The organism is Streptomyces sp. S3(2020) (genome assembly GCF_013044505.1).
Classification (GTDB): domain Bacteria; phylum Actinomycetota; class Actinomycetes; order Streptomycetales; family Streptomycetaceae; genus Streptomyces.
In genome coordinates this window covers 1-11,793 of record NZ_JABERD010000263.1, presented here as the reverse complement: position 1 = coordinate 11,793, position 11,793 = coordinate 1, and the positions used below count along the sequence as shown (strand labels likewise).

Here is an 11,793-nt window from a genome sequence, read left to right as displayed (position 1 = left end):
GTCCGGATCGTGGGGCTGGTTCTCCGGGGCGAGGGTCTCCGCGGAGGCGGGGTCGTCCGCCGGTGCCGGCTGATCCTCGGCCGCGCCCCCGCGCCGGAGCTGCGAGCCGAACCTTCCGTACGCGCCGAAGGTCTCCCGCGCCCCCGTCCTGCCGTACGCCCCGAACCTGCCGTACGACCGTGCGGCCCGCCGGGTCGCGGCCGTACGGCTGTCCTTCGGGCGGTTCACCAGGGCCACCGAGACCGACGCGATCGCCGGGACCAGGCCCAGCAGGGTCAGGGCGGCGGGCAGCGGCAAGGAGGCGTCCGCCGCCAGGAACTCCGCCGCCGCGCCGTCGAAGGGCATCCCCGTCAGGTCGCCCCGGAGATGGAGGAAGAAGAGCAGGGCCAGCATCGAGCCCAGCGTGCAGGACAGAGCCGTGGTCGCGGACGAGATCGCCATCAGACGGGCCGGGCCCAGACCGATCGCCGCGAGGCCGGGGCGGGGGCGGGTGCCGGGGTCCGTCCGGGCCACCGCCACCGCGAAGTAGACCGTCGCCGCCAGTGGGGTCAGGCACCACGCCAGGCGCAGCAGCGAGCCCGCCGGGTCGTCCGGGTGGCTGATCGCGTAGCCGAGGGTGCACAGCAGGAGGAAGCCCGTGCCCGCCGCCGCCATGGCCACCAGCAGGCGGCGCAGCTGTACGGCCGGCTTGGCGCCGCGGGTCAGACGGAGAGCGAGCACGCGGCCCGGCCTTCCGACTCGGCGACCGGGGGGAGGTGGACCGTGTTCACCCGTCGGCCGTCCAGGAGCGAGACCGTACGGTCGGCCAGGGCCGCCGTCTGCGCGTCATGGGTCGCCAGGACCACGGTGATGCCGTGCGAGCGGGCCGCGGTGGTCAGGGTGCGCAGGACGTGGGCCCGGTCCGTGCGGTGCAGGGGGGCCGTCGGTTCGTCCGCGAACAGCACCGTCGGAGCCGGGGCCAACGCCCTCGCGATGCAGACCCGTTGGCGCTCCGCCTGGTGCAGTTCGTGCGGGCGCCTGCGGGTCTTGTCGCCGATGTCGAGACGCTCCAGCCACTCCAGGGCGGCCGTCTTGGCGCGACGGCGGCTGGTGCCGCGGAGCATCAGCGGGAGCGCGGCGTTCTCCCAGACGTTCAGCTCGGGGACCAGGACCGGCGTCGGGTCGATCCAGCCGAAGCGGTCGCGGCGCAGGCGCTCACGGGTCATCGGGCCCATGGTGTGGACCGGCACGCTGTTGAACCAGACCTCGCCGCGCTGGGCCGGGACCAGACCCGACAGACAGTGCAGGAGCGTGGTCTTGCCGCTGCCGCGCGGACCGCCGACGGCGAGGATCTCGCCCTCCTGGACGCCGATCGAGACACCGCCGAGGCCGGGGGAGCCGTCCTTGTAGGTGAAGTGCAGGGCGCGCGCCCAGAGAACGTCGTTGTCGGGCGGGGCCTGCATACGCGTACACCTCGTTCTGATCCGTTTTCCCTGCGAGTGATCCCCCGTGCGGGGGAACGAAGACAGGGCCGATCGGTTACCAGGCACGCTAGGGAGCGGGGGCCACGACCCCGGACAGCACGCGGCCCGGGGCACACCCTTGTCACTCGGACGGGTGCACCCCGGGCCCAGGGCCGCCGGAGGGGCTACAGCTTGGTCCACGCCTCCGTGAGCGTGGCGCGCAGGATCTGCTCGATCTCGTCGAAGGTCTCCTGGTTGGAGATCAGCGGCGGGGCGAGCTGGACGACCGGGTCGCCGCGGTCGTCGGCACGGCAGTACAGGCCGTTGTCGTACAGCGCCTTGGAGAGGAAGCCGTACAGGACGCGCTCGGTCTCCTCGTCGGTGAAGGACTCCTTGGTCGCCTTGTCCTTGACGAGCTCGATGCCGTAGAAGAAGCCGTTGCCGCGGACGTCGCCGACGATCGGCAGGTCGTAGAGCTTCTCCAGGGTCGCGCGGAAGGCGCCCTCGTTGTCGAGCACGTGCTGGTTGAGGCCCTCGCGCTCGAACAGGTCGAGGTTGGCGATGCCGACCGCCGCGGAGACCGGGTGGCCGCCGAAGGTGTAGCCGTGCAGGAAGGTGTTGTCGCCCTTGTAGAACGGCTCGGCCAGGCGGTCGGAGATGACGCAGGCACCGATCGGGGAGTAGCCCGAGGTCATGCCCTTGGCGCAGGTGATCATGTCCGGGACGTAACCGAACTTGTCACAGGCGAACGTCGTACCGAGGCGGCCGAAGGCGCAGATCGTCTCGTCCGAGACGAGCAGCACGTCGTACTGGTCGCAGATCTCGCGCACCCGCTGGAAGTAGCCGGGCGGCGGCGGGAAGCAGCCGCCGGCGTTCTGCACCGGCTCCAGGAAGACGGCGGCGACGGTGTCCGGGCCCTCGAAGAGGATCTGCTGCTCGATCTGGTCGGCGGCCCAGCGGCCGTAGGCCTCGGGGTCGTCGCCGTGGATCGGGGCGCGGTAGATGTTGGTGTTCGGGACCTTGTGCGCGCCCGGGACGAGCGGCTCGAAGGGGGCCTTGAGGGCCGGCAGGCCGGTGATGGACAGGGCGCCCTGCGGGGTGCCGTGGTAGGCGACCGCGCGGGAGATGACCTTGTACTTGGTCGGCTTGCCGGTGAGCTTGAAGTACTGCTTGGCGAGCTTCCAGGCGGTCTCGACCGCCTCGCCGCCACCGGTGGTGAAGAAGACCTTGTTGAGGTCGCCCGGCGCCTCGTGCGCGAGGCGCTCCGCGAGTTCCACGGCCTTCGGGTGGGCGTACGACCACACGGGGAAGAACGCGAGCTCCTGCGCCTGCTTGAAGGCGGTCTCGGCGAGTTCGGTGCGGCCGTGGCCGGCCTGGACCACGAACAGGCCCGCGAGACCGTCGAGGTAGCGCTTGCCCTTGTCGTCGTAGATGTAGGTGCCCTCGCCCCGGACGATGGTGGGGACCGGGGAGTTCTCGTACGAGGACATGCGGGTGAAGTGCATCCACAGGTGGTCGTACGCGGTCTGGCTGAGGTCCTTGGAGCTCACGGTTATCGGGTCCTCACGGTTATCGGGTTCCCCACATGTAGGTCTGCTTCTTGAGCTTCAGATAAACGAAGCTCTCGGTGGAGCGCACGCCGGGGATGGCGCGGATACGTCGGTTGATGACCTCCAGGAGGTGGTCGTCGTCCTCGCAGACGATCTCCACCATCAGGTCGAAGGAGCCCGCGGTCATCACCACGTACTCGCACTCGGCCATGGAGGTCAGCGCGTCGGCCACGGACTCCACATCGCCCTCGACGTGGATACCGACCATCGCCTGGCGCCGGAATCCCACGGTGAGCGGGTCCGTGACGGCGACGATCTGCATCACGCCCTGGTCGAGCAGCTTCTGGACGCGCTGGCGCACGGCCGCCTCGGAGAGGCCGACGGCCTTGCCGATCGCGGCGTACGGCCGGCGGCCGTCCTCCTGGAGCTGTTCGATGATGGCGAGGGAGACGGCATCCAGATGAGGAGTGCCGTTCCTGGACTCGCGGGAGTCCCTGTGCTCTGCGCTTCGACTGGCCACGACCTCACTGTGCACGACGTCTCGATGGTTTCGCAAGGCCACAGCAATGAAATTCGTTGTTTACGGGAGTTAGTGCTGCGGATTTCGCAGCCACAGTGCGATCAGGGGTGTTGAAAACGTGGGTGAGGTGATTAGGGTGGGTGTCTCAACCAATGGACAGTTCGACCCGACACAGGAGGCCGGCCAGTGAGCACCGAACTGCGTCGTCTGCGCAACTACATCGATGGTGAGTTCCGGGACGCCGCTGACGGACGGACCACCGAGGTGGTCAATCCCGCGACGGGCGAGGCCTACGCCACCGCGCCGCTGTCCGGGGCGGCCGACGTCGACGCCGCGATGGGCGCGGCCGCCGCCGCCTTCCCCGGGTGGCGCGACGCGACCCCCGCCGAGCGCCAGAAGGCCCTCCTGAAGATCGCCGACGCCTTCGAGGAGCGCGCCGAGGAACTCATCGCGGCCGAGGTGGAGAACACCGGCAAGCCGATCGGGCTCACGCGGTCCGAGGAGATTCCGCCGATGGTGGACCAGATCCGGTTCTTCGCCGGTGCGGCCCGCATGCTCGAAGGCCGTTCGGCCGGTGAGTACATGGAGGGGATGACCTCGATCATCCGCCGCGAGCCGGTCGGTGTCTGCGCGCAGGTCGCGCCGTGGAACTACCCGATGATGATGGCCGTGTGGAAGTTCGCGCCGGCGATCGCGGCCGGCAACACGGTCGTGCTGAAGCCCTCGGACACCACGCCGGCCTCGACGGTCCTCATGGCCGAGATCATCGGCTCGATCCTGCCCAAGGGTGTCTTCAACGTCGTCACCGGCGACCGCGACACCGGCCGGCTCATGGTCGAGCACCCGACCCCCGCGATGGCCTCCATCACCGGGTCCGTGCGTGCGGGCATGTCCGTCGCCGAGTCCGCGTCCAAGGACCTCAAGCGGGTGCACCTGGAGCTCGGCGGCAAGGCGCCGGTCGTGGTGTTCGACGACACCGACATCGCCAAGGCCGTCGAGGACATCTCCGTCGCGGGCTTCTTCAACGCCGGGCAGGACTGTACGGCCGCGACGCGCGTCCTCGTGCAGGAGGGCATCCACGACGAGTTCGTGCAGGCGCTCGCGAAGGCCGCCGCCGAGACGAAGACGGGGCAGCCGGACGACGAGGACGTGCTGTTCGGCCCGCTCAACAACCCGAACCAGCTGAAGCAGGTCTCCGGGTTCGTCGAGCGGCTGCCGGCCCACGCGAAGGTCGAGGCCGGTGGGCACCGGGTCGGGGACAAGGGGTACTTCTACGCGCCGACCGTCGTGTCCGGGCTGAAGCAGGACGACGAGATCATCCAGAACGAGGTCTTCGGGCCGGTCATCACCGTCCAGTCCTTCTCCGACGAGGACCAGGCCGTCGAGTGGGCCAACGGGGTCGACTACGCGCTGGCCTCGTCCGTGTGGACCAAGGACCACGGGCGGGCCATGCGGATGTCGAAGAAGCTGGACTTCGGGTGCGTGTGGATCAACACGCACATCCCGCTGGTGGCGGAGATGCCGCACGGAGGCTTCAAGAAGTCCGGCTACGGCAAGGACCTGTCGGGGTACGGGTTCGACGACTACACGCGGATCAAGCACGTGATGACGTCGTTGGACGCGTAGCACTTCCTCTGCGGCGTTGCGGCCCCGGACGGTTCGAGAACCGTCCGGGGCCGCGCTGTTCCGTCCCCGCTCCCCGGCGGCTGATCGACAGGGTGTCCGTTACCTGTCGCACGGCTCGACGCAGCGTCGATTGTCCGGCCACAGGTGCGCGCGGCATGCTGCCGGAATGGCCCTCCCACTGCAGAAGCCCCAGCTCACCCGTCGCTCCCTGCTGCGCGCACTCGGCGGTGGCGCGGCGCTGGGCGCCCTCGCCGGGTGCGGGGTGCCCGCCGCGTACGTGTCCGCCGGTGACCGTGCCGTCGCCGACCGGTCGGCCACCGACAAGCGCCTGACGTGGGCGAACTGGCCGCTCTACATCGACACGGACGACGACGACTCGACGAAGCGGCCGACGCTGGACGCCTTCGAGAAGAAGACGGGGATCACCGTCGACTACGTCGAGGAGATCAACGACAACGACGAGTTCTTCGGCAAGATCAGCCCGGCGCTGATGAACCACCAGCAGACCGACCGCGATCTGATCGTCATCAGCGACTGGATGTGCGCCCGGTTCGTCCGGCTCGGCTGGGTCCAGGAGATGGACCGCGCGAACCAGCCGAACGTCACGAAGTACCTGGACCCGCTGCTGAGGTCGCCCGCCTTCGACCCGGGCCGCAAGTTCACGGTGCCGTGGCAGTCGGGCATCACCGGCATCGCGTACGACCGCCGCAGGCTGGGCCGCGAGATCCGTAGCGTCGACGATCTCTGGGCGAGCGATCTCAAGGGCCGGGTGACCCTGCTCTCCGGGCTCGACGAGGCGTTCGCGCTGCTCATGCAGGGCAACGGTGTCGACATCAGGAAGTGGAAGGCGGCCGACTTCGACAAGGTCTGCGACCAGGTCGAGCGCCATGTCCGCAGCGGCCAGATCCGCCGCTTCACCGGCAACGACTACACCAAGGACCTCGTCACCGGAGACGTCCTGGCCTGTCAGGCGTACTCCGGCGATGTCATCCAGCTCCAGGCCGACAACCCCGACATCCGCTTCGTCGTCCCCGAGGAGGGCGCGGAGCTCTGGTCGGACTCCCTGATGATCCCCGACCGGGCCCTGCACAAGGCCAACGCCGAGCGGCTGATCGACTACTACTACGATCCCGAGGTCGCCGCCGAGCTCGCCGCGTGGGTCAACTACGTCTGCCCGGTCCCGGCGGCCCGGGAGATCCTCGCCGCGTCCGACGACAAGGACACCGCGGAACTCGCCGAGAACCCGCTGATCTTCCCCGACGACGAGATGCGCGAGCGGCTCGTGATCGCGCGGGACATCACGGCGAAGGAGCGGGTGGGGTTCGCGAAGCGGTGGAACGCCATCGTGGGGTTGTAGTCCGGGGGCAGCCCACCAGTCCGGCGGCAGCCCACCAGTCCGGGTGCAGCCAACCTCTCCGACGGCTTTGCCATCTCTTTACAACCTGCCGTGTCGCTGCCTCGTCTCTCCGCACGATCCGCCCCGCACCCCGCGGGCGGACCGACGAAAGAGAGCGATTGATGCGCCGAACCGGCCTCAGTGCCCTGGTCCTCGCGTGCACCGCCGTACTGGCGGGCGCGGTCCCCGCGTTCGCCGACGAGACCGCGACCCCGAGCCCCGTCCCGAGCGCCACCACCGTCCCGAGCGCCTCACCTGTACCGAGCGAGGCGCCGGACGCCTCCGCCGTCCCGAGCGCGGCCCCGACCGAGGCGCCGACCGGGCCGTCGGACCAGGTCTCCGTCGTGCCCAGCGGGGCGCCCGACACCGGTGTGGCCTCGTCCGGGTCGGGCGGCTCGGGCGCGCTGGTCGGCGGGGGCGCCGCCTCGGCCGTCGTGCTGGGCGGCGGGGCCGTCCTCCTCGTACGGCGTCGGCGGGCGACCGGCGCGTGAGCCCGCTCTCCAGGCGCGCCTTCACCGCGGCGGCGCTGACCACGCTGCTCACGGGGTGCGGCGGCCCGGGGGCCACGAGCGGGAGGACCGCCGCGGAGAGCGACGGCGCCTCCCGTACGCCGTCCTCCCGTACGCCGTCCTCCCGTACACCGTCCTCCGCCAAGCCGTCGACTCCGCACAGCGGTTCCTCGGTCCCCGTGCGGCTGCGGATACCGGAGATCGGGGTCGACACCCCCGTCATGCGGCTGGGGCTGGCCCCGGACGGCACCGTGCAGGTGCCTCCTGTCACCGCGCACGACCGGGCCGGCTGGTACGAGCACTCGCCGACGCCGGGGCAGACCGGTCCGTCGGTGCTCCTCGGCCATGTGACGGTCGGCTCGTACGGCGACGGGGTCTTCCGGCGGCTGGGGGAACTGCGCCGGGGTGACCGTGTCGAGGTGCGCCTGGAGAACGGCGGCACGGCGGCCTTCGCCGTCACCGAGGTCCGTACGGTCGACAAGGCCGACTTCCCGGCCGGGGCCGTGTACGGGAACGTCGACCGGCCCGAACTGCGTCTCATCACCTGCGGCGGACCCCGGACCGGTGCCGGGTACCGCGACAACGTGATCGTCTTCGCCGCGTCCACCTCTGCGGGAGAACGTTGAAACGGTCCCGAGAGAGGGCGGCGTCCGAACTGTTCGCCGCCCTCTACCCCCGCCTCGCCGGCTGGTGCCGCCGGCTCGTCGACGACGACGAGACGGCCCACGAGATCGCCTCGGAGGCCTTCACCCGGCTGTGGGCGCGCTGGACGGCCGTGGAGGAACCGCGCGGCTTCCTCTACGTCACCGCGGCCAACATCGTCCGCGATCACTGGCGCAAGCTGGAGCGCGAGCGCAGGGCCGTGCGCCGGGCCGGCAACGAGGCGGCCGTGAGCCCGTACCACGAGCAGGCCGACCCCTCCGTACGGCTGCTCGTCCAGTCCCTGCCCGAGCGACTGCGCGTCCCGATCCTGCTCCACTACTACGCTGACATGCCGATCCGAGAGGTGTCCGCGCTGACCGGACGCAAGGAAGGAACCGTCAAGGCCGACCTCCACGCGGCCCGCGAACTGCTCCGCGCCCATCTGAGGAGAAGCCTTGATCACGCGCCCTGACGACGATCCGGACCTCGACCCGGACGACCCGCTCACCATCCTTCTGCGGCCACCCGCCGACCACCTCGGTCCGCCTCCCGGCCGCTACGAGGCGATCCGCAGCGGAGCGACCCGGCGCAGGCTGGGCCGCGCGGCGGCGGGAGCCGCGGTGGTCTGCGGTCTCGCCGCCGCCGTCCTGCTGCCGCTGCGGCTGACGGCGTCCGAGGCCCCCGCGACCCCGACGGTCCCGCTCGCACCGCCACCCGCGAGCAGCGGCCCTTCGGCCGGGCCGCCCTCGACCGTGCCGCCCACGGCCGTGCCCTCTTCGAGCGGGCGGCCCTCGGCCGTGCCGTCCGAGCCGGCCACGTCGGTACCCGTCAGCCCCGGCACCCCCTCGGCCTCGCCGTCCATGGAGCCCACCGCCGCCACAGAGCCGACGCCCACGGAGCCGACACCTTCGGACCAACCGTAGGAGAGGCCGTGGGAGAGGCCGCCGAAACACATTTTGAACATGTTCAATTCCAGGCGTACGCTCCTGCCATGAGCGACAGAGCCGCCCTGCTCAAGGGCATCCGCGCCTGGTTGGTCCTGTTCGTCGTGTGCCTGGTGCTCAGCGGCGCCACGGCCTTCCCCCTCGTCCACGAACTGCGCTGGACCGAGGACCTGTTGGGGCACCTGCCCACCCCCGACCCCCTGATGGACTGGATCGTGCGGGTCCGCCAGGGCCTCGACACCGCCGACGCCGACTACCCCTTCCTCCTCTACGGCACCGACTGGCTGGCCTTCGCGCACCTCGTCATCGCGGTCGCCTTCTACGGCGCGTACCGCGACCCCGTCCGCAACGTCTGGGTCGTGGAGTTCGGGATGATCGCCTGCGCCGGGATCGTCCCGCTCGCGCTGATCTGCGGGCCGATCCGGGGGATTCCGTTCTGGTGGAGCGTGATCGACATGTCGTTCGGGGTGTTCGGGGTGATTCCGCTGTATGTCGTGCGGCGCAAGATCAAGCGGCTGGAGGCGCTCACGCCGGGCAACGCGTGGGCCGTGCCCGCTACTTGAGGGCGGCCATGACGACCGCCGTGACGACCGGGTTCGCCGTGGTGTCCTTCGCGTCCGTGGAGTTGACCGAGTAGACCAGCGTGCGGCTCAGATCGCGGGTCGCGGCGATCGCGGTGCTGTAGCCGTACCGCGCCCCGGACTTGAACCAGTACTCCTCGCCCCCGTACTCCCACAGCTGGAGCCCGGCGCTGTAGGACGCGCCCTCGATGTCCGCCGGGACCGTGAACATCTCCTCCAACTGCGGTCCCGGCACGATCCGGCCCCCGAACAGCGCGGTGATCAGCCGCTCCAGGTCCCTGGTCGTGGAGATCATGTCGCCGGCCGCCCAGCGGTCCGCCTGGTTCCACTCGGTGACGTCGACGAGCTGCGTCGTCCCGTCCGGCTGCCGCCTGTTCATGTAGCCGTGGTTGTGCGGGCCGTGGATACGCGGATCGGTGCCGGGGAAGTACGTGTTCCGCATCCCGGCCGGGCGCAGGACGCGCCGGGTGGCCTCGGAGGCGTACGACCGGCCCGTCACCTTCTCGACGAGCATGCCGAGGACCGTGTAGTTGATGTTCAGGTAGTGCTGCTGCCGACCCGGGTCGAACTCCGGGCCCTTCGCCACCGCCGACGCCACGACCCGCGCCGGGGGCAGGGTCTCGAAGCGGTGCGCGTACGGGTCGTCGAAACCGTCTCCCGCCTTGATGCCGCTCGTGTGGTTCAGCAGCTGTCGTACGGAGACGGGCAGGAAGTCGGAGCTCAGCAGACCCGGGAGGTAGTGCTGTACGGGCGTGTCCAGGTCGATCCGGCGCTCCGCCGCGAGCTGGAGCACGACCGCCGCCGTCACCACCTTCGTCGTCGAACCCGCCCGGAACCGCCCGTCCGGGTCCGCCGCCCGGCCGCTCGCCAGGTCGTGCACGCCGGAGCTGCCGCGCCAGGCCTCGTGCCCGCCGACCCGCACGAGCGCGGCGGTCGCGTCCGCGTTCGGGAGCCCGGCGATCGCGGCGCGCAGCGCCTCGGCGTCCGGAGCGGAGGCGCTGCGCGCGGAAGCGGAGGCGGTGGCTGTGGCGGCGAGGGGGCCGGTGCCGAGCGTGAGGGCGAGGGCGAGGGAGCCGGCGAGGACGGTTCTGCGGCTGAGGGGGCGCATGCGGCAACTCCAGGGGGTGTGGGTGTCTGTGATCATCCTGAGCCGCTGCGGCTGTTCCCGGATCGTCGGTGAGGAGGGCGCCGAACCCTGAGTGGCCATGGGTCAACTACCCATATGTGTAGGGGAGTTGCCGGGGGAAGCCCCTAGGGGAGCGAAAAACTGTTATCGCGGAGTCCTTCACTCCGTCTCCACGCTGTGATCTCCGGCATAGCCATGACCCCGGGGCCGCCTGAGAGGGTGCGTGCAGAACCGAACCGAGGGACGGAACGACGTGGACACGCGGCAATGGCGCGACACCATCGCGGCCGCGCAGGCCGGTGACCGGAAGGCGCTGGACGATCTGGTCGCGGGCTGGCTGCCGTTGGTCTACAACATCGTCGGCCGCGCCCTGAACGGCCACGCCGACGTCGACGACGTCGTCCAGGAGACCATGCTGCGGGCCGTCGGCAACCTCGGTTCGCTGCGCGACCCGGACAGCTTCCGGTCCTGGCTGGTCGCCATCGCCATGCGCCAGATACGCGACCGGGCCCGGCGCCGCACGGCCCCCGCCCCGCTCGACGAGGCCGCCGCGGGCGACGCCGCCGACTTCGCCGAACTCACCGTCCTCAGGCTCCAGTTGGAGGGGCAGCGGCGTGAGGTCGCGGAGGCGGTGCGGTGGCTCGACGACGAGGACCGGCAGCTGCTGTCGCTCTGGTGGCTGGAGGTCGCGGGCGAGCTGACCCGGCGCGAGCTGGCGGCCGCCGCCGGCATCAACAGACAGCACGCGGCGGTGCGCGTCCAGCGGCTGAAGGAGCGCGTGGAGACCGCGCGCGGCATCGTGCGGGCCCTCGACGGCGCCTGCCCCGACCTGCGTGAGCTGACCGGACGCTGGAACGGGCGGCCCGACTCCGTCTGGCGCAAGCGGCTGGCCCGGCACATCCGGGGCTGCGGCTACTGCGGGGACACCCGCGAGGCCGTCGTACCCGCGGAACGCCTTCTCGTCGGCATCGCCCTCGTCCCGGTCCCCGTCGGCTTCACCCTCTCCCTGGCCTTCGGCGGCAAGACGGCGGCGGCCGCCACCGCCACCGCCGCGGCCACGTCCGCCGGCTGGTCCGCCAAGGCGATGGCCGCCCTCACCCAGCCCGTCGTCGCGGTGACGGCGGGGGCGACGATCGTGGCGGGCGGCGCGTACGTGGTCACACAGACGCCGGACGAGCCGCCGCCGCGCGTGGTCGCGGGACCCACGGCGGCGAGCACGGCCCGACCGCCGGTGACGGTCTCGCCGTCGGCTGTGGCGACCCCCTCGCCGTCCCCCACCCCCTCGCAGCGGAAGGTCGATCTCTACGGCACGGTCGTCGACGCCGTGGACCAGGCCCCCGACCCCGCCGCCGACCCTGGCTCCTCTCATCCTCTGACGCTGCCGGCGAAGGGGCAAGTGGTGATACCGAGGGCGCGCGTACCTTTTACATAAAAAACAAAACAAGCCGCCAGACCGA

General features: G+C 70.9%; 11 protein-coding genes and 2 pseudogenes. 7 read left to right on the top strand and 6 right to left on the bottom strand.

The annotated features are described in order from the left end of the window. The 4 genes and pseudogenes from HLK59_RS43675 to HLK59_RS43660 form a co-directional block, all read right to left on the bottom strand. Positions 1–720 (bottom strand): annotated as a pseudogene (locus HLK59_RS43675) (hypothetical protein); the annotation flags it as partial. Continuing rightward, positions 702–1,442, bottom strand: coding sequence for an ATP-binding cassette domain-containing protein (locus HLK59_RS43670; RefSeq protein ID WP_171147229.1), 741 nt, complete (start codon positions 1,440–1,442; stop codon positions 702–704). The pseudogene HLK59_RS43675 and the gene HLK59_RS43670, both read right to left, overlap by 19 nt. A gap of 185 nt (positions 1,443–1,627) precedes the next feature. Then, a complete protein-coding gene (locus HLK59_RS43665) occupies positions 1,628–2,992 on the bottom strand; it encodes an aspartate aminotransferase family protein (RefSeq protein WP_171147228.1) in 1,365 nt (454 codons plus the stop codon). A 19-nt stretch (positions 2,993–3,011) separates the two neighbouring features. After that, complete coding sequence (locus HLK59_RS43660; RefSeq protein ID WP_046261928.1) at positions 3,012–3,527, bottom strand: Lrp/AsnC family transcriptional regulator; 516 nt, start codon at positions 3,525–3,527, stop codon at positions 3,012–3,014. A gap of 171 nt (positions 3,528–3,698) precedes the next feature. Here HLK59_RS43660 and HLK59_RS43655 point away from each other — a divergent pair, with 171 nt between their 5' ends. From HLK59_RS43655 to HLK59_RS43635, 5 genes are all read left to right on the top strand, one after another. Beyond that, positions 3,699–5,138, top strand: coding sequence for a gamma-aminobutyraldehyde dehydrogenase (locus HLK59_RS43655; protein ID WP_171147227.1), 1,440 nt, complete (start codon positions 3,699–3,701; stop codon positions 5,136–5,138). A gap of 166 nt (positions 5,139–5,304) precedes the next feature. Further along, positions 5,305–6,495, top strand: coding sequence for a spermidine/putrescine ABC transporter substrate-binding protein (locus HLK59_RS43650; protein WP_171147226.1), 1,191 nt, complete (start codon positions 5,305–5,307; stop codon positions 6,493–6,495). Between the two features lie 161 nt (positions 6,496–6,656). After that, on the top strand, positions 6,657–7,025 hold the full coding sequence (locus HLK59_RS43645; RefSeq protein WP_171147225.1) for a Tat pathway signal sequence domain protein: 369 nt from the start codon (positions 6,657–6,659) through the stop codon (positions 7,023–7,025). Then, entirely contained in the window at positions 7,022–7,669 is a 648-nt protein-coding gene (locus HLK59_RS43640; RefSeq protein ID WP_171147224.1) for a class F sortase, read from the top strand. Before HLK59_RS43645 ends, HLK59_RS43640 begins: the two co-directional genes overlap by 4 nt. Beyond that, positions 7,666–8,157: an RNA polymerase sigma factor gene (locus tag HLK59_RS43635; protein ID WP_171147223.1), complete on the top strand. Its 492-nt coding sequence runs from the start codon at positions 7,666–7,668 to the stop codon at positions 8,155–8,157. Before HLK59_RS43640 ends, HLK59_RS43635 begins: the two co-directional genes overlap by 4 nt. Before the next feature lie 84 nt (positions 8,158–8,241). Here the strand turns inward: HLK59_RS43635 and HLK59_RS52530 are convergent, their stop codons facing one another. Next, positions 8,242–8,580, bottom strand: coding sequence for a hypothetical protein (locus HLK59_RS52530; protein WP_171147222.1), 339 nt, complete (start codon positions 8,578–8,580; stop codon positions 8,242–8,244). Positions 8,581–8,676: 96 nt separating this feature from the next. Between HLK59_RS52530 and HLK59_RS43625 the strand changes: the two genes are divergently transcribed. Then, positions 8,677–9,192: a hypothetical protein gene (locus HLK59_RS43625; protein WP_171147221.1), complete on the top strand. Its 516-nt coding sequence runs from the start codon at positions 8,677–8,679 to the stop codon at positions 9,190–9,192. Here the strand turns inward: HLK59_RS43625 and HLK59_RS43620 are convergent. After that, a complete protein-coding gene (locus tag HLK59_RS43620; protein ID WP_171147220.1) occupies positions 9,185–10,318 on the bottom strand; it encodes a serine hydrolase domain-containing protein in 1,134 nt (377 codons plus the stop codon). The genes HLK59_RS43625 and HLK59_RS43620 overlap by 8 nt on opposite strands. Before the next feature lie 271 nt (positions 10,319–10,589). Here HLK59_RS43620 and HLK59_RS43615 point away from each other — a divergent pair. Next, positions 10,590–11,693, top strand: a pseudogene (locus tag HLK59_RS43615) (sigma-70 family RNA polymerase sigma factor); the annotation flags it as partial. Positions 11,694–11,793: the final 100 nt, after the last annotated feature.

Excerpts from the sequence above, each read along its gene's own strand:
- HLK59_RS43670 (WP_171147229.1), bottom strand. The coding sequence starts at position 1,442 with ATGCAGGCCCCGCCCGACAACGACGTTCTCTGGGCGCGCGCCCTGCAC.
- HLK59_RS43650 (WP_171147226.1), top strand. The coding sequence starts at position 5,305 with ATGGCCCTCCCACTGCAGAAGCCCCAGCTCACCCGTCGCTCCCTGCTG.
- HLK59_RS43645 (WP_171147225.1), top strand. The coding sequence starts at position 6,657 with ATGCGCCGAACCGGCCTCAGTGCCCTGGTCCTCGCGTGCACCGCCGTA.
- HLK59_RS43625 (WP_171147221.1), top strand. The coding sequence starts at position 8,677 with ATGAGCGACAGAGCCGCCCTGCTCAAGGGCATCCGCGCCTGGTTGGTC.
- HLK59_RS43620 (WP_171147220.1), bottom strand. The coding sequence starts at position 10,318 with ATGCGCCCCCTCAGCCGCAGAACCGTCCTCGCCGGCTCCCTCGCCCTC.